General features: G+C 62.6%; 23 protein-coding genes. 7 read left to right on the top strand and 16 right to left on the bottom strand.

Features of this window, described 5'->3' with window-relative positions:
• Nucleotides 1-151: 151 nt before the first annotated feature.
• From P0D80_RS38135 to P0D80_RS38125, 3 genes are all read right to left on the bottom strand, one after another.
• A complete protein-coding gene (locus P0D80_RS38135) occupies nucleotides 152-1,738 on the bottom strand; it encodes a GMC family oxidoreductase (protein WP_408291544.1) in 1,587 nt (528 codons plus the stop codon).
• Between the two features lie 80 nt (nucleotides 1,739-1,818).
• Nucleotides 1,819-2,508, bottom strand: a complete 690-nt coding sequence (locus P0D80_RS38130; RefSeq protein WP_408291542.1) for a tat (twin-arginine translocation) pathway signal sequence — start codon at nucleotides 2,506-2,508, stop codon at nucleotides 1,819-1,821.
• 111 nt (nucleotides 2,509-2,619) lie between these two features.
• On the bottom strand, nucleotides 2,620-3,018 hold the full coding sequence (locus tag P0D80_RS38125) for a VOC family protein (RefSeq protein WP_408180070.1): 399 nt from the start codon (nucleotides 3,016-3,018) through the stop codon (nucleotides 2,620-2,622).
• Between the two features lie 358 nt (nucleotides 3,019-3,376).
• On the opposite strand from P0D80_RS38125, the gene P0D80_RS38120 reads away from it, so the two are divergent.
• Nucleotides 3,377-3,787: a DUF2000 family protein gene (locus P0D80_RS38120; protein WP_408291540.1), complete on the top strand. Its 411-nt coding sequence runs from the start codon at nucleotides 3,377-3,379 to the stop codon at nucleotides 3,785-3,787.
• A 21-nt stretch (nucleotides 3,788-3,808) separates the two neighbouring features.
• Here P0D80_RS38120 and P0D80_RS38115 read toward each other — a convergent pair whose 3' ends face one another.
• The 5 genes from P0D80_RS38115 to P0D80_RS38095 all read right to left on the bottom strand — a co-directional run bounded on the left by P0D80_RS38115 (nucleotide 3,809) and on the right by P0D80_RS38095 (nucleotide 8,469).
• On the bottom strand, nucleotides 3,809-4,333 hold the full coding sequence (locus P0D80_RS38115) for an Lrp/AsnC family transcriptional regulator (RefSeq protein ID WP_132373717.1): 525 nt from the start codon (nucleotides 4,331-4,333) through the stop codon (nucleotides 3,809-3,811).
• The gene (locus P0D80_RS38110; protein WP_408291537.1) at nucleotides 4,330-5,991 is read right to left on the bottom strand and encodes an acyl-CoA synthetase; all 1,662 of its coding nucleotides are present in this window, start codon (nucleotides 5,989-5,991) and stop codon (nucleotides 4,330-4,332) included. The genes P0D80_RS38115 and P0D80_RS38110 overlap by 4 nt, the downstream gene beginning before the upstream one ends.
• On the bottom strand, nucleotides 5,988-6,908 hold the full coding sequence (locus P0D80_RS38105) for an SDR family oxidoreductase (protein ID WP_408291534.1): 921 nt from the start codon (nucleotides 6,906-6,908) through the stop codon (nucleotides 5,988-5,990). The genes P0D80_RS38110 and P0D80_RS38105 overlap by 4 nt, the downstream gene beginning before the upstream one ends.
• A gap of 106 nt (nucleotides 6,909-7,014) precedes the next feature.
• Nucleotides 7,015-7,383, bottom strand: a complete 369-nt coding sequence (locus P0D80_RS51940; RefSeq protein ID WP_459252768.1) for a hypothetical protein — start codon at nucleotides 7,381-7,383, stop codon at nucleotides 7,015-7,017.
• Nucleotides 7,384-7,590: 207 nt separating this feature from the next.
• Nucleotides 7,591-8,469, bottom strand: a complete 879-nt coding sequence (locus P0D80_RS38095) for an alpha/beta fold hydrolase (protein WP_408291530.1) — start codon at nucleotides 8,467-8,469, stop codon at nucleotides 7,591-7,593.
• A 94-nt stretch (nucleotides 8,470-8,563) separates the two neighbouring features.
• Here P0D80_RS38095 and P0D80_RS38090 point away from each other — a divergent pair, with 94 nt between their 5' ends.
• The gene (locus P0D80_RS38090) at nucleotides 8,564-9,466 is read left to right on the top strand and encodes a LysR family transcriptional regulator (RefSeq protein WP_408180064.1); all 903 of its coding nucleotides are present in this window, start codon (nucleotides 8,564-8,566) and stop codon (nucleotides 9,464-9,466) included.
• A gap of 30 nt (nucleotides 9,467-9,496) precedes the next feature.
• Here the strand turns inward: P0D80_RS38090 and P0D80_RS38085 are convergent, their stop codons facing one another.
• Nucleotides 9,497-9,688: a hypothetical protein gene (locus P0D80_RS38085; protein ID WP_408180063.1), complete on the bottom strand. Its 192-nt coding sequence runs from the start codon at nucleotides 9,686-9,688 to the stop codon at nucleotides 9,497-9,499.
• Nucleotides 9,689-9,775: 87 nt separating this feature from the next.
• The gene (locus tag P0D80_RS38080; RefSeq protein ID WP_408180062.1) at nucleotides 9,776-10,684 is read right to left on the bottom strand and encodes a LysR family transcriptional regulator; all 909 of its coding nucleotides are present in this window, start codon (nucleotides 10,682-10,684) and stop codon (nucleotides 9,776-9,778) included.
• A 142-nt stretch (nucleotides 10,685-10,826) separates the two neighbouring features.
• Here P0D80_RS38080 and P0D80_RS38075 point away from each other — a divergent pair, with 142 nt between their 5' ends.
• The 3 genes from P0D80_RS38075 (at nucleotide 10,827) to P0D80_RS38065 (ending at nucleotide 15,383) form a co-directional block, all read left to right on the top strand.
• The gene (locus tag P0D80_RS38075; RefSeq protein WP_408291527.1) at nucleotides 10,827-12,947 is read left to right on the top strand and encodes a 3-hydroxyacyl-CoA dehydrogenase NAD-binding domain-containing protein; all 2,121 of its coding nucleotides are present in this window, start codon (nucleotides 10,827-10,829) and stop codon (nucleotides 12,945-12,947) included.
• 84 nt (nucleotides 12,948-13,031) lie between these two features.
• Entirely contained in the window at nucleotides 13,032-14,240 is a 1,209-nt protein-coding gene (locus P0D80_RS38070; protein ID WP_408291525.1) for an acyl-CoA dehydrogenase family protein, read from the top strand.
• Nucleotides 14,241-14,252: 12 nt separating this feature from the next.
• The gene (locus P0D80_RS38065) at nucleotides 14,253-15,383 is read left to right on the top strand and encodes an acyl-CoA dehydrogenase family protein (protein ID WP_408291523.1); all 1,131 of its coding nucleotides are present in this window, start codon (nucleotides 14,253-14,255) and stop codon (nucleotides 15,381-15,383) included.
• A 444-nt stretch (nucleotides 15,384-15,827) separates the two neighbouring features.
• Here P0D80_RS38065 and bfr read toward each other — a convergent pair whose 3' ends face one another.
• Nucleotides 15,828-16,304 carry a bacterioferritin gene (bfr, locus tag P0D80_RS38060; RefSeq protein ID WP_132373708.1) on the bottom strand — a complete coding sequence of 159 codons (477 nt, stop codon included), beginning with the start codon at nucleotides 16,302-16,304 and terminating at the stop codon, nucleotides 15,828-15,830.
• A 511-nt stretch (nucleotides 16,305-16,815) separates the two neighbouring features.
• Here bfr and P0D80_RS38055 point away from each other — a divergent pair.
• On the top strand, nucleotides 16,816-18,621 hold the full coding sequence (locus tag P0D80_RS38055; protein WP_408291520.1) for a cytochrome P450: 1,806 nt from the start codon (nucleotides 16,816-16,818) through the stop codon (nucleotides 18,619-18,621).
• A 72-nt stretch (nucleotides 18,622-18,693) separates the two neighbouring features.
• Here the strand turns inward: P0D80_RS38055 and P0D80_RS38050 are convergent, their stop codons facing one another.
• Genes P0D80_RS38050 through P0D80_RS38035 form a run of 4 tightly spaced genes read right to left on the bottom strand, consistent with a single transcriptional unit; the run spans nucleotide 18,694 to nucleotide 22,188 of the window.
• Nucleotides 18,694-19,986 (bottom strand): NAD(P)/FAD-dependent oxidoreductase, encoded by a 1,293-nt coding sequence (locus P0D80_RS38050; RefSeq protein ID WP_408291518.1) that lies wholly within the window; start codon nucleotides 19,984-19,986, stop codon nucleotides 18,694-18,696.
• Nucleotides 19,987-19,994: 8 nt separating this feature from the next.
• The gene (locus P0D80_RS38045; protein ID WP_408291516.1) at nucleotides 19,995-20,741 is read right to left on the bottom strand and encodes an amino acid ABC transporter ATP-binding protein; all 747 of its coding nucleotides are present in this window, start codon (nucleotides 20,739-20,741) and stop codon (nucleotides 19,995-19,997) included.
• Nucleotides 20,738-21,394, bottom strand: a complete 657-nt coding sequence (locus P0D80_RS38040; RefSeq protein ID WP_132373704.1) for an amino acid ABC transporter permease — start codon at nucleotides 21,392-21,394, stop codon at nucleotides 20,738-20,740. Before P0D80_RS38040 ends, P0D80_RS38045 begins: the two co-directional genes overlap by 4 nt.
• A 29-nt stretch (nucleotides 21,395-21,423) precedes the next feature.
• The gene (locus P0D80_RS38035; RefSeq protein WP_408291514.1) at nucleotides 21,424-22,188 is read right to left on the bottom strand and encodes a substrate-binding periplasmic protein; all 765 of its coding nucleotides are present in this window, start codon (nucleotides 22,186-22,188) and stop codon (nucleotides 21,424-21,426) included.
• Nucleotides 22,189-22,342: 154 nt separating this feature from the next.
• On the opposite strand from P0D80_RS38035, the gene P0D80_RS38030 reads away from it, so the two are divergent.
• On the top strand, nucleotides 22,343-23,167 hold the full coding sequence (locus P0D80_RS38030) for an IclR family transcriptional regulator (RefSeq protein WP_408180054.1): 825 nt from the start codon (nucleotides 22,343-22,345) through the stop codon (nucleotides 23,165-23,167).
• Between the two features lie 43 nt (nucleotides 23,168-23,210).
• On the opposite strand, the gene P0D80_RS38025 is transcribed toward P0D80_RS38030, so the two are convergent.
• Nucleotides 23,211-23,780, bottom strand: coding sequence for a thioesterase family protein (locus tag P0D80_RS38025; RefSeq protein ID WP_408291511.1), 570 nt, complete (start codon nucleotides 23,778-23,780; stop codon nucleotides 23,211-23,213).
• Nucleotides 23,781-23,811 lie beyond the last annotated feature (31 nt).

Raw genomic sequence — 23,811 nt, 5'->3', positions numbered from 1 at the left:
CCCCCCCCCCGCCCCCCCCCCGCCCGCCCCCCCCCCCCCCCCCCCCCCCCCCCCCCCCCCCCCCCCCGCCCGCCTTCGTCAACATACGCCGGCATCCAGCACTCGACAATCGCATCGAACCCGAACGCCGCTCCTGCCCCGTCGAACCGCTTTACACCGTGCGTTTGTTCATCTGCCCCGCGATGTGATCCGCCTGGCGGATCGCCAGCGTGACGATCGTCAAGGTCGGATTTTCCGCCGCTCCGGTGGTGAACTGGCTGCCATCCGAAATGAACAGGTTCGACACCTCGTGCGTCTGGCCGAAGCGGTTGCACACGCCGTCTTCTGCGCGCGCGCTCATGCGGGCGGTGCCGAGGTTGTGCGTGGACGGATACGGCGGCACGCGATATACCGTCTTCGCGCCCGCCGCTTCGTACACCGCGGTGCCCTGCTTGTATGCGTGCTCGCGCATCGCTTCGTCGTTCGGATGATCGTCGAAGTGCACGTTGGCAACCGGTTGGCCGTATTGATCCTTCACGTCCGTATTCAAGGTCACGCGATTGCTCTCGCGCGGCATATCCTCACCGACGATCCACATGCCGGCCGTGTACGCGTATTGATCCATCGCCTGGGCAAATGTCGGACCCCACGCGCCCGGATTGAGAAAGGCCGCGTAAAACGGCAGGCCGAGCGAAACGGTCTCCATGTGGTAACCGCCCGCGAAGCCGCGCTGCGGATTGAACACCGCTTCGTCCTCGATGATGCCGGCCATCGTGGTGCCCTTGAACATATCCACCTTGTCGTTGAACACCGCATACACCGAGCCCGTGGTGTGACGCATGTAGTTGCGGCCCACCTGCCCCGAGCCGTTCGCTAGCCCCTGCGGGAATTTGCTCGAATGTGAGTTCAACAGAAGCCGCGGGGTCTCGATCGAATTGCCGGCCACCGCGACGATACGCGCCTTCTGTCGCTGCAATTTGCCCTTATCATCGTAGTAGAGCACCTCCTTCGCCTTGCCACGCGCATCGGTTTCGATGCGCACCACGTGGGCCTGCGTGCGCAACTCCAGATGCCCAGTCGCCTGCCCGCGCGGCAACTCGGTATAGAGCGTCGACCACTTCGCGCCCGTGCGGCAGCCCTGAAAACAGAAGCCACGCTGGAAGCAATGCGCGCGGTCGTCGCGCACCACGCTATTGATCGCCATGTGGCCGGTATTGCATTCCTTGTAGCCGACCTTCATCGCGCCGGCCGACATCACCTTGAAGTTGTTGTTGCCCGGCAGGCCCGGCAGACCGTTGGTACGCGTCACGCCCATTTTCTGCGACGCGCGGTCGTAGTACGGATCGAGTTCTTCGCGCGTGAGCGGCCAGTCGAGCAGGTTGGCGTCCTTGATATTGCCGTAGGTCGTCTTCACCTTGAACTCGTACGGCTGGATGCGCAGGCTCGCGCCGGCCCAGTGCGCGGTGGTGCCGCCCACAGTCTTGCAGATCCACGCGGGCAGATTCGGAAAGTCCTTGGCGATGCGCCAGGAGCCCGACGTGGTGCGTTTGTCGAGCCATGACAGCATCTGGAACGCGCCCCATTCGTCAGTCGTGAAATCGGCCTGCGTATGCAGCTTGCCCGCTTCCAACACCACGACGTTGATGCCCTTCAGTGCCAGTTCGTTGGCGAGCGTGCCGCCGCCCGCGCCCGAACCGATGATCACGACGACCTTGTCGTCGTTGTGCGAAAAACGCACCTTGTTGTTGTCCTGATTCATGTCTTGTCTCCGCTGTCGACCAGAGTTGGCGCTTTAGCGCCTTACTCTGGTCCCATGCACAATGTTTGCCGTCGTGGCGATTAGCTATCCGTCGGGATCGGGCCGCTGGCGGCGGCCGGCGGATTGGGCAGCCACGAGAGACTGTTGAATCCTTTGTTCAGATAGCCGCCGTCGCCTTCCGATGCGCCGTAGCCGAAGTGCGCATACGCCATGGTGTTGGCATACAGCGAGACCACCGCGGTGCTGCGTATCGTGTTGAAGAAGGGTGTGCCCGCGAGCGACGCGACGTCTTTCGCCTGGTCGGAAGGCGTGCGCTTGAGCCAGTCCGAGCCGGCTTGCGCGTCGAGCTGTTTGACGCCGTCCGCGAGTTGCTGGCGCACCGCCGGATCGGCTTTCGCTTTCGCGTCGAGGTCCTTGACCACGAGCGCATAGACCGCGTTGTCGAGCGTGGGGTGCGGATAGAGCTGCCGCGTGAAGGCCAGAATCACTTCGCCCTGGTGCGTGTCCAGCCCTTGCAGCTCGAGCGCCCAGGTGCGGCTCGGTGCGAGCGTCGACAACACCGACGAGAACGCCAGCGTGCCCATCAGCACACCCGTGCCTCTCAATAGCTCGCGCCGCGTGAGCGGAATCCGCAACGCGGCCGCGGCCGCCTTCGCCGCGCGATGTTCGTCGCCGGTTTCATGGGAAGGTTCATGGGGATGCGCATGCTCATGACCAAACGCATGACGTGCGTGATCGGACGTGACGATCGGGATGATCGTTGTCTTCATGTCTGTCTCCTTTGTCGACCCGAGTTGGCGCTTTAGTGCCTACTCGGGTCCCATGCAAGGTTGCTTGTGGGGTATTGCAACTATGCGCGGCGGCCGCCTAGATTGCTTTTACTATTGATAGTGGCCGTAGCGTTCCAGCACTTCGATCTTGTAACCGTCCGGGTCCTGAATGAAAAAGTAACGCGCCAGCAACTCGCCGTTGTCGTTGTGAAACTCGCGCAGATCGTTGGGCGCCATGCCGAGATCGAGCAGACGCTGCCGTTCGCTTTTCGCATCGTCCACGCAAAACGCGACGTGACCGTAGCCGTCGCCATGCGAATACGGTTCCTCGCGGCCTTTGTTCCAGGTGAGTTCTATTTCGGCGTCCGCTTCCGCGTTGCGCAAATAGACGAGCGCGAAGTCCGGAAAGTCGAGCCGGTGCGATACGTCGAAATTGAAAGCCTTTTGATAGAACTGCAGCGAGCGCGGCAGATCGTGTACACGGATCATCGTGTGAATGAGTTTGGCCATCGGTGTCTCCTCCTGTTTGAATCAAGTTTAGGAGGCCGCCCACGCGAGTGGTAATGCACGGCTAAATCGCGCCAGGGACTTGCCCTATGTTGCGGGAGCGTCGTTTGCGGGGTTTTCGTTCGCGCGTCGACGGCGCAAACAGCGATGGACAGGGCGCCGCGTCAGGTTGCATTGCAGCACACCTAGCGGTTCAAGCGAGCATGCGCCGAATGGCATTAGGCAAAACCCGACCTCGACGTTTTGCTGACGCGTATCCGGTGAAGCCCATTCGTTTTTGCCTCGTGGCCATGCACACGCGCCTCGAGTTTCCCTAAGATTCGGTTGGTGTCTTCTTGATTGCCGTGGAGCGTAGTGCGTTATGGAATTCGATACGAAAGTCGCGATCATCGTGCTGGACGATCTCGCTGTCTGGCAAAAGCTCAATGTGACCGCGTTTCTCGCGACGGGGATCGCCGGCGCCGCACCGGAGGCGATGGGCGAGCCGTACGAGGACGCAGCGGGCCGCCGGCACGCGCGTCTGCTCGGCCAGCCGATGATGGTGTATCAGGCGGATAACGCGGGTTTGCTGCGCGCGTTTCGCCAGGGCATCGAATGCGAATTGACGCGCGCCGTGTATGTGCGCGCGATGTTTGCGACCGGCCACGATCAGGCGAACCGCGAGGTGTTCCGTGCCGAAGCCGCCGATGCGCCCGACCTCGTCGGCATTGCCGTGCGCGGGCCGAAGAAGGCGGTCGACAAAGCCGTAAAAGGTCTCTCACTGCATGCGTGACACGCCGTGCCGCTGTCGCGTTCAGAGTTCAGGACTCGGGCCGCGCTCCAGATAGGTGGTCAGCGCGATGTAGCTGCGCGTGCCGGTAAAGCCTTCGATCGCATGAATGCGCGCGAGCAGTTGTTCGAGCGATTGCGTATCGCGCGTGCGGACTTTGAGCAGCATGGCGCTCTCGCCTGTCACGGTGTGAATCTCCTCGACGTCCGATAGCTCCTGCAGTGCCAGCAGTTGCCGCGTCACCGCCCAGCTCGTGGTATCGACATGCACGAACGCGAGCAATGGACGGTTGAGCCTCGCGGCGTCGAGCGCGGCGACGGTGGCCTTGATCACGCCATCCTTCTTCAACCGCCGGGCGCGTTCGTGGACCGCGGGCGCCGACAGAAACAGCAGCTTGCCCAGTTCGGCGTAAGTCCGCGTGGCGTCTTCGGCGAGCAGCGCGAGCAGCTTGCGGTCGGTGTCGTCGAGCGAGGCCGGGCCCGGTTGGGTGCCCGGCGTCCGGAGCGCCTTGCCGCTGCGAGTCGAGGGTGGACGTGGGCCGGTGCTCATCGTTTTGCGGTGGGATTGTCCCCGTCTTCTCCGAGTCCCTCGCGCAACGCTTTGCGGATCACCTTGCCGGTCGCCGTCAACGGCAAGCTGTCGACAAAGCGGATCTCGCGCGGATATTCATGCGCGGCGAGACGCGTTTTGACATGCTGCTGGATCTCGCGCACGAGCGCCTCGTCGCCGACAAAGCCGGCGTTCAGCACCACGAACGCCATCACGATCTCCGTGCGTTCGCGATCCGGCGCGCCGATCACGGCCGCCATCGAAACAGCCGGATGACGCAGCAACGAGTCTTCGATCGAAGCCGGCCCGATTCGATAACCGGCGCTCGTGATCACGTCGTCGCCACGACCGACGAAGCGGATGAAGCCGTCCGCGTCGCGTGTGCCGAGGTCGCCGGTCACCAGAAACTTGCCACGGAATTTCTCGCGCGTCGCCGCCTCGTTGCCCCAGTAGCCGAGGAACATGACCGGATCGGGCGCGGCCACCGCGATATCGCCGATTGCGCCTGGCGGCAGTTCGTTGCCGTCCATATCGACGATCGCGACATGATGCCCCGGCACCGCGCGGCCAATCGCGCCGAAGCACGGCTCGAACAGCGCCGCGCACGACGACAGCACGACGTTGCATTCCGTCTGCCCATAGAACTCGTTGATCGTCACGCCCAGCGCCGTGCGGCCCCAGCCGATCAACTCTTCGCCGAGCGATTCGCCGCCGCTTGCCACCGAGCGCAACGCGAGGTTCCAGCGTTCGGGATGTTCGACTCCGCGCATCATCTTCAGCGCGGTCGGCGGCAAGAACGTGTGCGAGACCGCATGCCGCGCCATCAGATCGAACGCGGACTGACCGTCGAATTTCGCAAAGCGGCGCGCCAACACCGCGACGCCGTGATGCCATGAAGGCAGCAGCACGTCGAACAGGCCGCCGATCCACGCCCAGTCTGCCGGCGTCCACATCAGCGTGGCGTGCGCGGGAAAGCCCTGCTGCGACATCTCGACACCCGGCAGATGACCCAGCAACACGCGATGCCCGTGCAGCGCGCCCTTCGGTTTGCCGGTCGTACCCGATGTATAGATGATGACCGCCGGATCGTCGGCGCCGGTGTCGGCGGGCGTGAAGCTGGCCGTTGCGCTGTTCAGCGCCTGCCAGAATGAACGCACGGCCACTTGCGGATCGCCGCTGTCCTGATCGATATCCACGCTGAAGACACTGCGCAATGCCGGCAACGCCGCGCGGATTTCATCGACCTTCTGCACGCCGCCCCGATCCGTAATCAACGCGACCGCACCGCTATCGCCTAGCCGGTGTTCGATCGCGTCGACGCCGAATAGCGCGAAGAGTGGCACGGCCACCATGCCGGCCTTGTAGGCGGCGAGATGCGCGATCGCCGTTTCGATCGATTGCGAGAGGAAGATGCCGACGCGGTCGCCGCGTTGCGCGCCCGCTGCGAGCAACGCATTAGCGAAGCGGTCGGACAGCGCCTTCAACTGGTCGAACGTATAGCGTGTGGCGTTGCCCTCGGCGTCTTCGTAGATCAGCGCGAGGCGGCCCGAACCGTCGGCCCATTTGTCGCATACGTCGACGCCGATGTTGTAGCGCGCCGGGATGTGCCACGCGAAGTTTGCCGCGAGCGTTTCGTAGGTCTGGCCGTCGAGATTCATCGTGTCTGCTCCTGCAAGCCCGTCGGCGGTTGATAGCGGGGGAAGCCGTTATATTCGATCGTACGCTGCGCTTCAGCGAGCGGCCACGAATGGCGCGCGTTCGGCACACCGCCGTCGACACGGATCACCGTGCCGTTGATGAACGCGGACGCCTCAGATAACAGAAAGACCGCCGCGCTGGCGAGTTCGGATTCGGTGCCGAAGCGCTGCAGCGGAACCTTGTGTTTCAGCGTGCGCAGCAACGCCTGATACTCGTCGTTGTAGCTGTCCATGCCCGCGGACGCGATCCAGCCGGGTGCGACCGCGTTGACTCTGACGCCCGCGTGGCCCCATTCGCATGCGGCCGTTTCCGTGAAGTTCCATACGCCGGCGCGCGCCGCGCCTGAATGCCCCATGCCGGGCATGCCGCCCCAGATGTCGGCCAGCATGTTGACGATCGCGCCGCCGTGGTTTTGCATCCATTGGGTATAGCACTCGCGGGACATCAAAAACGTGCCGTGCAGATTGTTGCGCACGACCGCGTCCCAGCCGTTCAAGGAGATCTTTTCGAGCTTGGCGGGGAATTGGCCGCCCGCGCAATTGAAGAGTCCGTCCACGCGGCTTAAATCCGTGATGATCGAAGCGATCGTTTCACGGACCTGTTGCTCGTTGCGGATGTCGCAGGAGTAAAGCTTGTGGCCGTTGGCGAAGGACGGATGATCCTCGGCCAGTTCGGCTTGCACTGTTTTCAGCTTGTCTTCGCTTCGGCCGACCAGCGCCAGGGTCGCCCCTAAGGACGCGAGTTCGTGAGCCGTGCATCGGCCGAGTCCGCTGCCCGCGCCGGTGACGATGATCACCTTGCCGGCGAAAAGACCTTCGCGGAAAACTGAACGGTAGCCGTTTGACGGCGGTGAGGTACTCGACGAAGCTGCGGGCATTCGGGTGTCTCCTCCATGTGCTGCGCTTTCGATGTTTTCTGAGTTTAGCTCAAGTTTTATCCGCGTGTTGCGCACGCTTGCAATTTTTGTTTACTCTACCACGCCATTAGCATTGAAATAATCTTTGAGCCAGACTCAATTCGCACTCAATGGCCCGCCGATCCCTTTCGATGAACGTCTCCTCCGTCTCCCGTCGCGTGCCCGTGGAGGCGCACTCCGAACAACGACTCAAGGCGATTCTGGAGGCGGCCTGGCTCGTGTTTTCCGAAGTCGGCTTTGCATCGGCCACATGACGGAGATTGCCGGGCACGTCGGCGTGTCGCAGGCGACGATCTTCACGTACTTCGCCAGCAAGCGCGATCTCTGCGTTCGCGTGCTCGGCAATTGATACGACGAGATCATCAGTCAGGTTGAAAAACGAATTGCCGCTGATCGCGGGCACGCGCAACAGGTTCGCGCATTTGGTGCGACGCACCTCTACCGGCTGACTGTCGACGGCACCGGTTTATGCGCGCTCATTCTTTGCGAAGGGCGCGAGAAGCGCAGGAGGGCGCGAGAAGCGCAGGAGGCCGCGTTGCGGCAGTTGCGCAACGAGGTCATCGGGGCGGTGAAGCGGTTTGAGGCGGCGGGTTGGAAGTGAGCGGCCGGCGCTTACGAGTCGGCATGATGACTGCTCGAGCGGCTAGGACTGCAGAAACGGAAGGACGCGTTCGAGCAGCAACTCGGGCGCTTCCTCGGGAATGTAGTGACCGCACGGCAGCGCTGCGCCGCTCACATGGTCCGCCCATTGCCGCCATTCGGCGAGCGGCTCGAAGCATTGCTCGATCACGCCTTGCGCGCCCCACAACGCCAGGAATTCGCATTCTATCTTCCGCCCTTCAGCGAGCGACGCGCGGTCATGATCGAGGTCGATTGTGATGCTCGCGCGGTAGTCCTCGCAGATGCCATGCGCGGTGCCGGGGTCGCTCAGACAGCGCAGATACTCGGCGTAGGCCGCGTCGGTGAACGGCGCGAGGCCGGCGCTGCGCGCGCCGATGGTCTGCTTCAGATAGAGATCGGGGTCCGCGCGAATCAGGGTCTCGGGAAACGGCGCGGGACGCACGAGAAAGAACCAGTGCCAGTAAGCGCGCGCGAAGTCGAACGAGGTTTGTTCGTACATTGCGAGTGTCGGCGCGACGTCGAGCGTCACGAGTCGCGTTACCGTCTGCGGATGATCGAGCGCCATGCGAGCGGCCACGCGCCCTCCGCGATCGTGCCCGATCACGGCGAAACGGTCGAAACCTTGCGCGCGCATCAGCGCGACCTGATCGGCGGCCATGCGGCGCTTCGAATAGTTGCCGTGATCGTGCGTGCCCTGCGGTTTGCCGCTGTCGCCGTAGCCGCGCAAATCCGCGGCGATCACCGTGAAGGCCTGCGCCAGCGTCTGCGCGACCTTGTGCCAGATCGCGTGGGTCTGCGGATGGCCGTGTAACAGCAGCAAAGCCGGCCCGTTGCCGCCGCGAATCGCGTTGATGTGGATGCCGTCGACCTCCGCCGACGCGTCTGTGAAATCTGTAAACATCGTTGCCTCCCATGTTTGGATGAAGTCTAATTGATGCCTGCAGCGATATGGTTTCGCCTAAGGCAATCCGGAATTAACTTTTTGGAACGAATCGATGGACGGCTTTTCCGACCTGAATCTGTTCGCGCTGGTGGCTCGCCACCGCAACCTCGCCGCGGCCGCGCGCGAACTCGGCGTCACGCCGCCGTCCATCAGCAAGCGGCTCGCGCAGATCGAACAACGCCTCGGCGTGCGGCTCGTGAACCGCACCACGCGGCGCGTGAGTCTGACGGCGGAGGGTGAGATTTATCTGACGAATGGCTCGCGCATCCTCGACGACCTTGCCGAACTCGAACAACTGGTCACGCAAAGCCGCGCCGAACCGGCCGGTCTGTTGCGCGTGAATGCGTCGTTCGGCTTCGGACGCGCGCATATCGCCCCGGCGATTTCGCGTTTCAGCGAGCGTTTCCCGTCGATGAAGGTTCAATTGCATCTGACGGACCGGCCGATCAGTTTGCAGGAAGAAGGCTTCGATCTCGGGATTCGTTTCGGCGAAGTGCCGGATGCGCGCATCAACGCGCGCTTGCTGCTGAAGAATCAGCGTGTCGTGTGCGCGTCGCCGGTTTATGTGAAACGGCACGGCGCACCGCTGATGCCGCACGATCTCACGCGCCATGCCTGCCTCGTCTTACGCGAAAACGAATCGGCGTACGGCACGTGGCATCTTTCGCGCGGCAAGAAATCGGAGACGGTGAAGGTGGATGGTCCGTTGAGCAGCAACGACGGCAGCGCGGTGCTGAAGTGGGCGCTCGACGGCCGCGGCGTCGCCGTGCGTTCGGCGTGGGAAATCGCCGGACATCTACGGCGCGGCGAACTGGTACCGCTCTTGACCGAGTGGACGCTGCCGAACGCGGATATTCACGCCGTCTATCTGGAGCGGCACCGTCTGTCGGCCAAACTGAGAACGTTTATCGACTTTCTCGGTGACGAGTTGCGCGAGAGTGTTCAGGCCATGTAGCGTGACGTGGCTTGAAATGACACGTTCGACTCACCCTGCCCGTTTGCTCCGCTGTTGCGCCCGGCTGGCCCGCCAGCGCAAGAGAACGCTGATGAGTGCGGCAAAGGCGGCAGTCGCCGCGTAACCGGCGAGGCGAATCATGTCTTCACTCGGCAAGCGGGAGATCAACAGAACGACTACGGCGAGTGCCAGCACGGCTAGAAGTCCGATGATCCATTTCATCTCTTGTCTCCGCGACCACGGTTGTGAAGTGAAGCGCCGCTGTTTTGCGTAGCATACCTGCGCGAAACACAAGATGAACGTCGTCGTTTACGTGGGCAAACCTCTGCCCGTGCCGTGCGCCTGCTGCAAAATGAAATCGATGAATGTCGATGCTGCGCGCGTGTGATGCCGGTTCGGCATATACAGCATGTACATATGCGTGCCGAAGATGCTCAAGCGCCATTCATCGAGCGCGGTCACCACGTCGCCACGGCGCAGATCGTCCTGCACCACATAGTCCGGCACGAGGCCCACGCCGAGGCCGGCGAGCACCGCCTGGCGCAAGAACAGAAAGTTCTCGGAGATGAGGCTCGGCTCCAGCAGCACTTCATGCCGTTCGTCGCGCAAATAAGCGGCCACGCGTAGCTGCCTGCCGACCACCGCCGCTGTGATCAGCGGCGCCGTGCCGAGGTCGTCGAGGCGCTGCGGCATGCCGTGCCTTTGCGCAAAGTCCGGTGACGCGCACGCCACATACCGCACCGGACCCATGTCTCGCGCGACCAGGTTTTGCGGCGGCTCGGACATCACGCGCACGGCGATATCGACTTCATCGCGCATCAGGTCTTCGACGCGGTTCTCGAACATCACATCCAGCACGATGCCCGGATACAGCCGTTTGAACGCGATCAACCAGTCCGACATGACGAGTTGCCCGTAACCGCTCGGCACGCTCAGCCGCACGCGCCCTTGCAGGCTTTGCCCGAGCGTGGTGACGGACTCGCGCGCGGCAAGCAGCGCATTCTGGATCGTGCGGCCATGTTCGTAGAGCTGCAGGCCGATCTCGGTCGGTTCGACGCGGCGCGTGGTGCGCCTCACCAGTTGCAGCCCGATGGAGCGCTCCAGCTGGTTCAGGTGGTAGCTCACGTTCGCGCGGCTCATTTTCAGCCGGCGCGCGGCTTCGCTGAGATTGCCCGCGTCGAGAATGTCCACCAGCAAGGTCAGGGAATTGACGTCCATGGCGGCACCTTTGTCAAAGAAATTTTGACAGTCTGTCAACCGTCCATGTAATTGTCAATAAACCTTGACCGACCCACAATCGGGACATTCGCCAGACCCGGCATGCTTTGCCACGCAGCCGATCACAATCAGGAGACAACACATGACCCCCAACCCTTCGGCCGATGTTGTGACGCGCGAATTGCGCGGCAGGGTGCTGCTCGTAACGATCGACCACGCGCCGGTGAACGCGCTTTCAGCCGACGTGCGGCGCGGCCTGCTCGCCGCCGTCGAGGCCGCGGACGCCGACAAGGCCGTGGAAGCCGTGCTGATCGTCGGCGCGGGACGCAATTTCATCGCCGGCGCGGACATTCGCGAGTTCGGCAAGCCGCCGGTGCCACCCTCACTGCCGGACGTGTGCAATCGCATTGAAGCGTGCACGAAGCCGGTGGTCGCCGCGATTCACGGCGCGGCGCTCGGCGGCGGCCTAGAAGTGGCGCTCGCGGCGCATTACCGGATTGCCGTCGACGGCGCGAAGCTCGGCTTGCCCGAAGTGCAACTCGGCCTGTTGCCGGGCGCGGGCGGCACGCAGCGCACGCCGCGTTTGATCGGCGCGCAGGCCGCGCTCGATCTGATCCTGAGCGGCCGTCACGCTGGCGCGAAGGAAGCGCTGTCGCTCGGTCTGATCGACCGCGTCGGCAGCAGCGACGACATCCTCGCCGAAGGTCTCGCCTACGTGCACGAGTTGCTGGCCGCCCACGCGCCGGCGCGCCGCACACGCGATGCCGCGGCACTCGGCGATCACGCCGCGAGCCTCGCCGCCGTCGCCACGGCGCGTGCGGAAACCGCGAAGAAATCGCGCGGCCTATTCTCGCCGCTGAAAATCGTCAACGCTGTCGAGGCCGCCATCGAACAGCCTTTCGACGAGGGTCTGCGGCTTGAACGCAAGCTGTTCCTCGAATGCATCGACAGCCCGCAGCGCGCCGGTCTGATTCACGCGTTTTTTGCCGAGCGCGAAGTGCTCAAGGCGCCGGAAACGCGCGACGCCAAACCGCGCGCGCTGAACACGATCGGCGTGGTGGGCGGCGGCACGATGGGCGCGGGCATCGCCGTCGCGGCGCTCGACGCCGGCCTGCCGGTGACGATGATCGAACGCGACGACGTGTCGCTCGCGCGTGGCCGCGCGCACATCGAGAAAGTCTATGACGGGCTGATCGCCAAAGGCCGCATGAGCGCGGAGAAGAAGGCCGCGCTCATGGCGCGCTGGAGCGGCAGCACGTCGTACGATGCGCTCGCCGACGCCGACCTCGTAATCGAAGCCGTGTTCGAAGACCTCGGGGTCAAACAGGCTGTGTTCGCTGAACTCGATCGCGTCTCCAAAGCGGGCGCGGTGCTCGCGACCAACACGTCGTATCTCGACATCGACGCGATTGCGGCGAGCATTTCGCGTCCCGCCGACGTGATCGGCCTGCACTTCTTCTCGCCCGCCAACATCATGAAGCTGCTGGAAGTGGTGGTGCCGAAACAGGTCAGCGCCGACGTGGTCGCCACTGCGTTCGAGCTGGCCAAGAAGCTGCGCAAGACGCCGGTGCGCGCGGGCGTGTGCGACGGCTTCATCGGCAACCGTGTGCTGGCCGTGTATCGCAGCGCCGCGGACGCCATGATGGAAGACGGCGCCTCGCCCTATCAGATCGACGCGGCCGTGCGCGCCTTCGGCTTTCCGATGGGCCCGTTCCAGGTGGTGGATCTGGCAGGCGGCGACATCGGCTGGGCGGCACGCAAACGGCGCGCGGCCACGCGCAATCCCGCGGCACGTTATGTGCAAATCTCCGATCGTTTGTGCGAGCGCGGCTGGTTCGGCCAGAAGACCGGGCGCGGGTTCTATCTGTATCCCGAAGGATCGCGCAGCGGCACGCCCGATCCGGAAGTCGAGTCGATCATCGACGCCGAGCGCGCACGCGCCGGAATCACGCCGCGCAGCTTCACCGATGAAGAGATCATGCGCCGCTACATGGCCGCGATGATCAACGAGGGCGCCAACGTCGTGCATGAGCGCATCGCGCTGCGGCCGTTGGACGTCGACGTGACGTTCCTGTACGGCTACGGCTTTCCGCGCTATCGCGGCGGTCCGATGAAGTACGCGGACATGGTCGGCCTGCCGAAAATCCTCGCCGACATCCGTGAGTTCGCCAAGGAAGATCCGCTCTTCTGGCAGCCTTCGCCGCTGCTCGTCGAACTGGTGGAACGCGGCGCCGATTTCGCGAGCCTGAACCAGAGCGTCTGAAACGGCGCATCATCGTCGACGTGCGTCATGATGACCGGCCGCGCCCCGCGCGCCGGTCGCTCAACCCTATCCGGAAGAACCGCCATGGATCTGAACTTCACTCCTGAGGAAGAAGCCTTCCGCGCCGACGTGCAGGCCTTTCTGCGCGACAAACTCCCGCAGCGTCTCGCCGACAAGGTGCACGGCGGGCGCCGTCTCACGCGCGACGACATGGCCGAGTGGCACGCGATTCTCAACGCGCAAGGCTGGCTCGCCAATCACTGGCCAAAAGAGTACGGCGGCCCGGGTTGGAACTCGGTGCAGAAATTCATCTTCGAAAACGAATGCGCGCTGGCCGGCGCGCCGCGCGTGGTGCCGTTCGGCGTCAACATGCTCGGCCCGGTGCTGATCAAATACGGCAGCGAAGCGCAAAAGCGCCATTGGCTGCCGCGTATTCTCGATGGCTCGGACTGGTGGTGCCAGGGCTATTCGGAACCGGGCGCCGGCTCGGATCTCGCCTCGGTCAAAACCACCGCCATGCGCGGCATGGATGCGCAAGGCGAGCACTACATCGTCAATGGACAGAAGACCTGGACCACGCTCGGCCACTTCGCGAACATGATCTTCTGCCTCGTGCGCAGCGCCACGGACGTGCGCAAGCAGGAAGGCATCAGCTTCCTGCTGATCGACATGAAGACGCCGGGTGTCGAAGTGCGCCCGATCATCACGCTCGACGGCGAGCACGAAGTCAACGAAGTGTTCCTCACCGACGTGCGCGTGCCGGTCGAAAACCTGGTCGGTGAAGAGAACAAGGGCTGGACCTACGCCAAGTATCTGCTCACGTACGAGCGCACCAATATCGCGGGCGTCGGCTTCTCGGTGGCCGCGTTCAACCGCCTGCGCAAGATCGCCGCGAAACAGCGGCGCAACGGCCGGCCGCTCGCGGAAGATCCCGCGTTCGCGGCGCGCATGGCGCGTGTCGAGATCGATCTGGAGAACATGAAGACCACCAACCTGCGCGTGATCGCGGCGGTGGCGGGCGGCGGCGTGCCCGGCGCCGAGAGTTCGATGCTGAAGATTCGCGGCACCGAGATCCGTCAGGAAATCTCGTCGCTCACGCGTCGCGCGATGGGTCCGTACGCGCAGCCGTTCGTCGAGGAAGCCTTGCACGACGGCTTCGAAGGCACGCAGGTCGGCCCCGACGAAGCGGCGAGCGCCGCCTCGCTGTACTTCAACAATCGCAAGCTGTCGATCTTCGGTGGTTCGAACGAAATCCAGAAGAACATCATTTCCAAAATGATCCTTGGACTGTAAGAGGCGCACGTCATGAATTTCCAGCACACCGAAGACCGCCGCATGCTGGCGGATACGCTCAACCGTTTTGTCAGCGAGCAATACGGCTTCGCGACGCGCGACCGGATCGCGCAGTCGGCGGAAGGTTTCAGCCGCGAGTTGTGGAGCCGCTTTGCGGAGCTCGGCACTATCGGCGCACTGTTCGATGAAGCGGACGGCGGTTACGGTGGCGGCGGCTTCGATATCGCCGTGGTGTTCGAGAGCCTCGGACGCGGGCTCGTGGTCGAACCGTTTCTGGATACGCTGATTGTCGGCCGCGCCGTTGCGCGGAGCGGCAGCGAGGCGCAAAAGGCCGCGCTTGGGGAATTGATCGACGGCTCGCGCATCGTCGCACTCGCGCACGGCGAGCCGGACAGTCACTATGAACTGTCCCGCGTGACGACGCGCGCGCAGCGCAGCGGCGATACGTGGCAACTGAATGGCGCGAAAGCGGTGGTTCAGCACGGCGAACACGCTTCGCTCTTTCTGGTCTCGGCGCGCACGCGCGGTGACGACGATAGCGAAGCAGGCGTGACGCTCTTTCTCGTGCCGCGCGAGGCGGCCGGTGTCAGCGTGCGCGGCTATCGCAAGATCGACGGCGGACGCGCGGCCGAAGTGACATTCGACAACGTCACGCTCGGCGACGACGCGTTGCTCGGCACGGCAGACGCGGGCTTCGCGACGCTCGAATACGCGATTGGCTGCGGCGTATTGGCTCTGTGTTCCGAAGCCGTCGGCGCGATGGATGTCGCCAAGGACTACACGCTCGACTATCTGCGCACGCGCAAGCAGTTCGGCGTGCCGATCGGCAGCTTCCAGGCGTTGCAGCATCGCATGGCCGACTTGCTGCTGGAGATCGAGCAGGCCCGCTCGGCGGTGATCAACGCGGCGGCGGCGCTCGGCGCCGAACGCAAGGTGCGGGAGCGCGCCGTGTCGGCGGCCAAGTACAGCATCGGGCGGATCGGCGCGCTAGTGGCGGAGGAATGCATTCAGCTGCATGGCGGGATCGGCATGACGTGGGAACTGCCGCTCGCCCATTACGCGAAGCGCCTCGTGATGATCGATCATCAACTCGGCGACGAGGACCATCATCTCGAGCGGTTCGTCGCGCTGGGCCGCGAATGAGCGGGAGGCGCGAGGTAGTGAAACGCCATCAATGAATCGGGTAGATGTTTGCTGGAGTATGGCGATCGCGTCGGCCTGTTTCGGTGCAACCAGGCCTGCGATCGTCCGTGATCATCACGAGTACAGGGCGCGCACGCTCTGTTGCGCGTCGAGTAGGACGGCAGACATCGAACAACCCCTTTTGTATCGAACGTCTTACATACCAAACATTCGCATCTAAAACTCGATCGGCTTCTTCCCGCCACGAAATAAGGCGCATAGAGTGTCTACGGCGTTGACGGCGGCCCGAGAAGGCCGCGTTTGATGATTCTCAGGCGATCGCGGAAGTGGAAGTAACAACACGCAAACCTGGCCGATGCCGCCGGGCGCCCAATAATGGGCGCCTCACGCTCGGGCCAGCGCGCCGGCGTTCAGGTCATCCGTAGGCCGCTTGCTAAAGCGACCTCACTCCGGCGAATCCATTCCTGACTGCAGATAGTTCTGGATGCCGACCTTGTCGATCAACTCCAGATTGGTCTCGAGCCAATCGATATGTTCTTCGGTGTCGTCGAGGATATGGGTCAGTATCTCGCGCGAGATGAAGTCGCGAACCGATTCGCAATAAACGATAGCCTCCTTGCAGGTGGCCTGCGACATCTGTTCCAGCTTCAGATCGCACTCCATGATCTCTTTGGTTTCCTCGCCGATCAGCAGTTTGTGGAGGTCTTGCAGATTAGGCAGGCCGTTCAGCATGAAAATGCGCTCGATCAGCAGATCGGCGTGCTTCATCTCGCCGATGGATTCGTCATATTCATGCTTGCCGAGCTTGTCGAGCCCCCAGTGGCCGTACATGCGCGCGTGCAGGAAATACTGATTGATCGCGGTGAGTTCGTTTTTCAGTTGCGAGTTCAGGTATTCCAGGACCTTTGGGTCGCCTTGCATATTACCTCCCTGTTTCGTGTGCGAAGACCCCGGTGCCGGCGAAGGACGATTGGTCGGGCAGGTCCTTCGGTGGCGTTGCACCAACACGGAACCGGCCTCACGTCTTATGTTTGCTGCCGTCTATCCCAGCATAGCGCATCGAAACGGCAAGGCAAAAAATGAGAATCGTTATCAACGACTTAGGGTAAAGGTTACGTCAGCGCTGAGAACGCGCCGCCGGCTTGCTTCCGCAAGCGGCATGCCACCTGGGGCGCTGGCTTTAACAACAGCGACAGCAGTTGAGATTCGCGCACTGCGGAACCGACGCGCCGGCATCGTTCTACTTAGTACCGACGAGCCCAAATGAAAAGGCGGCACGACACTAGATAGCGTGCTTGGCTCCATTCGACAAATGACTAGTATGGTCTGGTGACCAATCGCCTCCGACGCTGTGGCGCACAACATGGATTGCGACTTACCTGTTGCTTAGGCGGCGGATGAAACGATGCCTGTCTGACGAAGGAGCGACAAAATGAACGCGAGTCTTCAGGCGATGCGACCGCGCTCTCCAGACACGGTCGTGATTGCTCGCACGAAAGAACTCAAAGACAGTCGCGTCAAGGCGGTGAACATCGACGGAATCGATTTGATCGTACTCAGGCACGCCAACGCCATTTCGATTTTTCAGGGTCGCTGTCCGCATGAAGGCACCCTCCTTTCCGAAGGAACGATAAAAGACGGCCTTTTAACTTGCCGGGCGCACGATTGGCAGTTCAATTGCTCGTCAGGCTGCAAACAAGGACTGGGTGTATCGGATCTGAAGAGATTCGACGCGATCATCGAAGACGGCGACGTGAAAGTCGATCGCAACGAAGTGCAGGCATGGAATGCAAAGCGCTCTGCCCCGGACCATAAGACGCCGCACCGCGCCTCTCCCGTAAGATCGCTTTCCCAGCTTCCTGGCCCAAAGCGAATTCCGTTTCGTGGCACTACATTGCATCTACAACCCGAGAGGCTGCATCTCGTACTCGAACAGTGGTCCCGCGAATTCGGCCCTGTGTACACGTTCAGGTTGATCGGCCGCCCCTTCGTCGCGATCGCCGATCCGATTCTCATCCATCAGGTCTTGCGCGATCGACCCGGCGCTTATCGCCGCTGGAACACGATCGAAACGGTCGCGCGGGAACTGGGTATCAACGGCGTCTTCTCCACGGAAGGCGACACCTGGCGAAGGCAGCGCCAACTCGTCGCAAAAGCACTGGATCCGCTGCATCTGCGGGCTCTCTTCCCGTCGCTGTGCGAGATGACAAGGCGATTGCTGCAGCGATGGGAGAGCGCGACTCTCGCTCAGCAAGCCATCGATATTCAGAACGACTTGATGCGTTATACGCTGGACGTCACGACGAATCTTGCCCTTGGATATGACATGGGCACCATCGACGGCCAAGGCAAGGGCGACGTGATCCAGCGGCATCTCGAAGTCATGTTCCCGGCGATCAACCGGCGAATCAGTGCGCCCTTCTCCGTTTGGCGTGACACCAGGCGACCGGCCGACAAAGCGCTGGATCGCGCCTTGATCGCCGTTCAGGCGCTCACGAAGGAACTCATCGCCGCCAACCGTGCGCGGCTCGCGCAACGCTCGGCGGCGAACGCGATTCCCGCGAACCTGCTCGAGGCACTGCTCATGGCGCAACAGGAGGGAGAGGCGCCGCTGACAGACGACGAAGTGCTGTCCAACGTGTTCACCATCCTGTTAGCCGGGCAGGACACAACGGCGAGCACCATCGCCTGGGTTGCGTATTTCATGGCCTCTCACCCAGAGGTTCAGCGCAAAATGCAGGAAGAAGTCGACGCGGTTATCGCGCCTGCGGCCATGCTCGAAGATTTCGACGCGGGCGACGCCCTCCCCTATCTGAACGCCGTAATCAACGAAGCCATGCGGCTCAAATCCGTTACGCCAGTTCTCGCAGTCGAGCCGAATTACGACGTCCAGGTCGGCGACATCGCGATTCCAAAGGGGGCAATACTGTCGTTATTGACGCGCGAGGCAGGACTGCAGCAAGGCGGCAACTCGGCGGTCGACGTATTCGATCCGGACCGCTGGCTCACTGGCGCGAGCGCCGCCAGTCATCATCGAGCGGGCTTCATGCCGTTCGGCTCAGGACCGCGCCTGTGCCCGGGACGCAGCCTCGCTTTGATGGAAGTGAGATCCGCAGTGGCCATGCTGTGCCGCAACTTCGACCTGTTGCAGGTCAAAGACGCGCCCGAGGTAGAGGAAGTGTTCGCGTTTTCGATGGTACCGCGGAACCTGCGCGTCGAACTGCGCCGACGCGGCTAGTCGATCCATCAACACAAGACGGGCTCCCTTCTGTGCGCGCCAATCGTGCCGACGCGAAGCTGAACGGCGCGCTCACGAAAGCGCGTCGAGCAACGCATACCATGCCACTCCCGCGCTGATATAAAACCGCTGCAACGCATGCAACGGTATCGGTTCGATCGAAGTCGGCGGAAACGGCAAGCCTCTCGTCGTCCCGGCGATAAATGCGGCCAGATGCTTTCCCAACGTAGTCGCCATTGCGATGCCACGTCCGTTGTAGCCGAGCGCGATCGTCACGCCTTCCGCCGGCACATGCACGTGCGGCAAGAAGTTGCGCGTAATGGCGATGCGGCCCGCCCAGCGGAATTCGTACTCGGTGCCCTTCAGCTGTGGAAACATCAACTGCGCGGCACGCTCGAGATGCGCCCAATCCCCTGCGTTGCGAGGTTCGCGAAATGGTCCTCGACCGCCCATCAGCAAGCGTCCATCCGCGTCCTTGCGAAAGTACAGCAGCAGGCGCCGCGAATCGGAAGCCACTTCGCCACCCGGCAGAATCGTTGCGCCGACGTCGCCCCGCAGCGGCTTCGTCGCGACAATGAAGCTGTTTGCCGCGATTACCGATTGCGCAAGACGTGGCCAAAGCCCGTCGGTATAGCCGTTGGTGGCGAGCAGCACCTGTTTCGCCTCGATGACCGGACCATGCGCCGTGCGAATCCGCCATCCGTTCACGCCGCGCTCGACACTCGCGGCTCGGGTTCCGCCGTGAATCGCCGCGCCCGCCGCTTGCGCCGCGCGCGCAAGGCCGCGCGCGTAGCTCAGCGGTTGCACGCTGCCCGCGCGCCGATCGACCCAGCCGCCGACGAACGCATCCGTGCCGAGCCGCTCCGATACTTGCGCGCGGTCGAGCAGTTCGACCGGCGCGCCGCGCGATTCCCATTGCCGCGCCCGCGCGTGCAGCGTGCCCAGCAGCTTGTGCGAATGGGTCGGCTGAATCCAGCCCGCGCGTGTGGCATTGCAGCGAATACCGTGGCGCGCGATCAGATCGAAGACCGTATCCGCGGCGCCGCCCGCCATTTGCACGAGCGCGTCGCCGTCGCGCGGACCGTAGCGCCGGATGAGCTCATTGGGATCGTATTTCAGGCCGGGAATGACCTGGCCGCCATTGCGGCCGGATGCTCCCCAACCGGGTTCGTTGGCGTCGATCACGCAGACGCGCACGCCCTGCTCCGCCAGATGCAACGCCGTCGACAAACCGGTATAGCCGGCGCCGACGATCGCCACGTCGACCGTAATCGAATCGTCGAGCGGAGGCGTCTCGATTGCGGGTTCCGCCGTCGCTGCCCAGAGAGACGGGGGCAACGGTTTTGCAACTTCAACCTGACTCATGATGGTATTCAAATCCGATGGGCTTCGGTCGGCGCCGGCATCTTGCCGAGAAACTCGCGCGTGCGCGCATGGCGCGGATGGTCGAACAACTCCCGCGCGCTGCCTTCTTCATGGATCGCACCGTCATGAAGAAAACACACACGGTCGGCCACTTCGCGCGCAAAGGCCATTTCGTGCGTGACGACGATCATCGTCATGCCGTCGTCGGCAAGCTGGCGCATCACACCGAGCACTTCGCCGACCAGTTCCGGATCGAGCGCCGAGGTGGGTTCGTCGAAGAGAATCGCTTTCGGCTCCATGGCCAGCGCGCGTGCAATCGCCACACGCTGCCGCTGACCGCCCGACATTTCCGCGGGATAAGCATTCATCCGATGCGCGAGACCGACCTTGTCGAGCAGATGCCGCGCCCGCTCGCGTGCCTGAGCGCGCACTTCTTTCTTGACGAACACCGGCCCCTCGGCCACGTTTTCCAGCGCCGTGCGATGGGGAAACAGATTGAAGCGCTGGAACACCATACCGACCTGCGCACGCAGCTCGTGAATCTGCTTCGATTTCGCATCGACGGCGCAACCTTCGACAGTAATCGCGCCGGCGTCATGCCGCTCCAGTCCGTTGATGCAGCGTAACAGCGTGGATTTGCCCGAGCCCGACGGACCGATCAGACACACGACCTGGCCGCGTTCGACACTCAGACTGACGCCCTTCAGCACGTGCTGATCATGAAAGCGCTTGTGAATCGAGTCGACCTTGATCATCGTTTTCCCTTCAGGCCAAGGCGGCGTTCGAGCCGCCGCAGTCCATAGACGAGCGGCAGGCTGAGTCCGAGATAAAGCAGCGCGACCAGCGTGAATACCGTCATGTTCTGAAACGTCGACGATGCAATGAGCTGCCCTGCACGCGTCATTTCGGCGACCGTGATCGTCGAGGCGAGCGACGAATCCTTGAGCATCATCACGAGCGTATTGCCGTATGGCGGCAGTGCGATCCTGAACGCCTGGGGAAGCACCACGCGCCGCATGATCATCGCGCCGCGCATGCCGATGGACTGCGCCGCTTCGATCTGCCCGTGATCGATCGCCTGAATGCCCGCGCGGAAGTTCTCCGCCTGATACACCGAGTACGCGATACCGAGCCCGATGAAGCCGGCCTGGAAGGCCGACAACTGCACGCCGAGATCGGGCAGCACGAAGTAGATATAAAAGAGCTGAACGATGATCGGCAGTCCGCGAATCACGTTGATAAACGTGGCGGCCGCGTTCGACACGATGCGGTTGTCGGACACGCGCATCAGCGCGAGCACCAGACCGAGCACGGTGCTCAGAATGAACGAGCAGAAGGTGATCTCGATCGTGACGACCGCGCCTTTCAGCAGGATCGGCAGGAATTCGACGGCGTTCTGGAAGAACATGGCGGGCAGTCCTTATTCTGAAGACGGCGTCATTCCACCTGCCACTTCTTGACGATCTGCGTCAGCGTGCCGTCAGCCTTGATCTTCTTGATGCCTGCGTTCAACTGCTCCAGCGTGGCCGTGTCGCCCTTGCGCACGACGAAACACAATTGACCTTTTACCGACGGCTGATATCCGCTGACGAGGCGCAGTTGCGGATTCGGATTGTGCTGAAGCTGATACGCAATGATCGGATGATCGCCGAAGCCCGCCTTGATGCGGCCCAACGCGACGTCGCGCATGATGTCGGCGACCGAATCGTAGGTGCGCACTTCCTTGAAGATGCCCTTCTTGTTCAAGGCGTCGACGAAAGCGGTGCCGACCTGCGCGCCGACGACCTCGCCCTTGAGATCGTCCATTGACGTGTACTGGCCTTTGTCGTCGGCGCGTACGATCAGGCCTTCGCCGTACGAATAGACCGTGTCGGAGAAATCGACGACCTGCTCGCGCGCCGGCGTCTTCAGCATGGCCGCCGAAATGATGTCGATCTTTTTGGTGGTCAGCGACGGAATCAGCGACGAAAACGTGGTCTGCTCGATCTTCACATCGAAGCCTGCCGCCTTGCCGGTCGCGGTGATCGCATCGACGAGCAGCCCCTGGATCGAATTGCTCTTCACGTCGAGAAAGGTAAAGGGCACCCCGGTGGCCGTCGAGCCGACCTCGTAGGTGGTGGCGGCCGCCGACCAGGCCGGCGCACCGGCGAGCAGCAATCCTGTTGCAAAGACACTAGCGAAGCGTTTGGCAAACTGGAACATGAGTCTCTCCACGGGGTTGGTGAGGGCCGATGGAAATATCGGCAGCCATCGGTTAGAGCATGATATTCGAATCAAAAATATCGACAATCGTAAATTGCGTATCGATATTCGATATGCTAGTCTCGATCACGCACCTAAACAATTGGGTAATTCCATGACACGCAAGACGCCCGACGCGCAGCGGCAAGCGCCTCCGGAGCCGGATGAGACGCCGGACGCACTGTTCAATCAGTCGCTGGAGAAGGGAATCGCGGTGCTGCGCGCGTTCAGTGCGCAGCGCAGGTCGATGACGCTGCCGGAAGTCGCGGAGGCGACGTCCATCACCAAGAGTTCTGCGCAGCGCATGATCTACACGCTGGAGAAGCTCGGCTATGTGAGAAAGCATCCGCGTACGAAGCGGTATCAGCTCGCGCCGCGCGTGATGCAAATCGGTTTCAACTATCTTGCGGCCGACACGCTGATCGACGTCGCCAACCCGTTTCTCTCCGAGCTCACCAACGTCACTGGGGAGACGACCAATCTGACCGAGCCGGACGGTGTCGACATGGTCTACGTCGCGCGCTTCGTCTGCATGAAGTTCGTGCCGATTCATATGCCGATCGGCAGCCGTATTCCGATGTACTGCACGGCGTCGGGGCGTGCGTATCTCGCTGCGCTGCCGGAAGACGAGTCACGCGCGCTGCTGGTGGCCAGCGATCGTGTAACGCACACGCAGTACACCGTCACGGATCTCGAGGAGATCGGGACGCGTCTCGCGCTTGGGCGGCGCAATGGCTACGCGTCGAACCGCGAGGAGTTGTTCATCGGCGATATGACGATTGCGGCGGCCGTGCTCGACGGAGAGCGCCGGCCTGTCGGTGCGGTTCATGTCGTCGCGCCGACGAGCCGCTGGACGCTCGCGGAAGCGGAAGCGCGGCTGGCGCCGGCGGTGATCGATAGCGCGCGTGGTATCAGCAGTTCGATCAGGACGCTGGTCTGAAATGGCGTTTCGTGCGGGCTCGTAGGACCGCGCAACAGACTGCTTACCGTCGTGTGACGGTCTTCGTCTCCGGGCTCGAAGTAGAAGAAGACGGAAACGCCATCCCGCCTTCGGCCTCGCTCCAGCGCGCGACCCATTCGGGCAGCGCCGGCGATGGTTGCGTCACGCCGGACAGTCGCAATAACTCGGCAGTCGTGACGACTCCGCCGCTTCGCTTCAGGAAGCGCGCTCGCACGACGGCCAACGCGACTTGCGCATCGTCGCGCATGAACCCTTGCTCGATGAAGATGTGCTTGTCATCCCAGCCGATCACACGGGTCCGGACGTCATAACGATTGCCGAGTTCGAGCGAGCGGTGAAAACGCATCGTTTCCAGCGTGACGACCGGATACCAGCGTTGCGCCTTCAATTGGCGCCACAAGCCGCTGCGCATCATCAGATCGACTCGCGCCAGATCGAGGATCGTGAAATAACGGCCGTTGTTCATGTGGAGCAAGACGTCGAGGTCATTCAACCAGACGCGAAAAGGCGTGACACACGTATCGAGCACATGCAGCCGGCTGCGGCGCCGGCTGGTGAGTATCAGAAGCAACAAACGAAGTAGCAGACTCATGCGGAAACCTGGTGGTAGCGACGCGCCGGAC

The sequence above is a fragment of the Paraburkholderia sp. RL17-373-BIF-A genome (genome assembly GCF_046030175.1).
Classification (GTDB): Bacteria; Pseudomonadota; Gammaproteobacteria; order Burkholderiales; family Burkholderiaceae; genus Paraburkholderia.
The sequence above is the reverse complement of the archived record's forward strand: the minus strand, read 5'-3'. Positions and strand labels throughout refer to the sequence as shown.

Coding starts and splice junctions, on each gene's coding strand:
- P0D80_RS38135 (WP_408291544.1), bottom strand. CDS start 1,738: ATGAATCAGGACAACAACAAGGTGCGTTTTTCGCACAACGACGACAAG.
- P0D80_RS38130 (WP_408291542.1), bottom strand. CDS start 2,508: ATGAAGACAACGATCATCCCGATCGTCACGTCCGATCACGCACGTCAT.
- P0D80_RS38125 (WP_408180070.1), bottom strand. CDS start 3,018: ATGGCCAAACTCATTCACACGATGATCCGTGTACACGATCTGCCGCGC.
- P0D80_RS38120 (WP_408291540.1), top strand. CDS start 3,377: ATGGAATTCGATACGAAAGTCGCGATCATCGTGCTGGACGATCTCGCT.
- P0D80_RS38115 (WP_132373717.1), bottom strand. CDS start 4,333: ATGAGCACCGGCCCACGTCCACCCTCGACTCGCAGCGGCAAGGCGCTC.
- P0D80_RS38110 (WP_408291537.1), bottom strand. CDS start 5,991: ATGAATCTCGACGGCCAGACCTACGAAACGCTCGCGGCAAACTTCGCG.
- P0D80_RS38105 (WP_408291534.1), bottom strand. CDS start 6,908: ATGCCCGCAGCTTCGTCGAGTACCTCACCGCCGTCAAACGGCTACCGT.
- P0D80_RS38095 (WP_408291530.1), bottom strand. CDS start 8,469: ATGTTTACAGATTTCACAGACGCGTCGGCGGAGGTCGACGGCATCCAC.
- P0D80_RS38090 (WP_408180064.1), top strand. CDS start 8,564: ATGGACGGCTTTTCCGACCTGAATCTGTTCGCGCTGGTGGCTCGCCAC.
- P0D80_RS38085 (WP_408180063.1), bottom strand. CDS start 9,688: ATGAAATGGATCATCGGACTTCTAGCCGTGCTGGCACTCGCCGTAGTC.
- P0D80_RS38080 (WP_408180062.1), bottom strand. CDS start 10,684: ATGGACGTCAATTCCCTGACCTTGCTGGTGGACATTCTCGACGCGGGC.
- P0D80_RS38075 (WP_408291527.1), top strand. CDS start 10,827: ATGACCCCCAACCCTTCGGCCGATGTTGTGACGCGCGAATTGCGCGGC.
- P0D80_RS38070 (WP_408291525.1), top strand. CDS start 13,032: ATGGATCTGAACTTCACTCCTGAGGAAGAAGCCTTCCGCGCCGACGTG.
- P0D80_RS38065 (WP_408291523.1), top strand. CDS start 14,253: ATGAATTTCCAGCACACCGAAGACCGCCGCATGCTGGCGGATACGCTC.
- bfr (WP_132373708.1), bottom strand. CDS start 16,304: ATGCAAGGCGACCCAAAGGTCCTGGAATACCTGAACTCGCAACTGAAA.
- P0D80_RS38055 (WP_408291520.1), top strand. CDS start 16,816: ATGAACGCGAGTCTTCAGGCGATGCGACCGCGCTCTCCAGACACGGTC.
- P0D80_RS38050 (WP_408291518.1), bottom strand. CDS start 19,986: ATGAGTCAGGTTGAAGTTGCAAAACCGTTGCCCCCGTCTCTCTGGGCA.
- P0D80_RS38045 (WP_408291516.1), bottom strand. CDS start 20,741: ATGATCAAGGTCGACTCGATTCACAAGCGCTTTCATGATCAGCACGTG.
- P0D80_RS38040 (WP_132373704.1), bottom strand. CDS start 21,394: ATGTTCTTCCAGAACGCCGTCGAATTCCTGCCGATCCTGCTGAAAGGC.
- P0D80_RS38035 (WP_408291514.1), bottom strand. CDS start 22,188: ATGTTCCAGTTTGCCAAACGCTTCGCTAGTGTCTTTGCAACAGGATTG.
- P0D80_RS38030 (WP_408180054.1), top strand. CDS start 22,343: ATGACACGCAAGACGCCCGACGCGCAGCGGCAAGCGCCTCCGGAGCCG.
- P0D80_RS38025 (WP_408291511.1), bottom strand. CDS start 23,780: ATGAGTCTGCTACTTCGTTTGTTGCTTCTGATACTCACCAGCCGGCGC.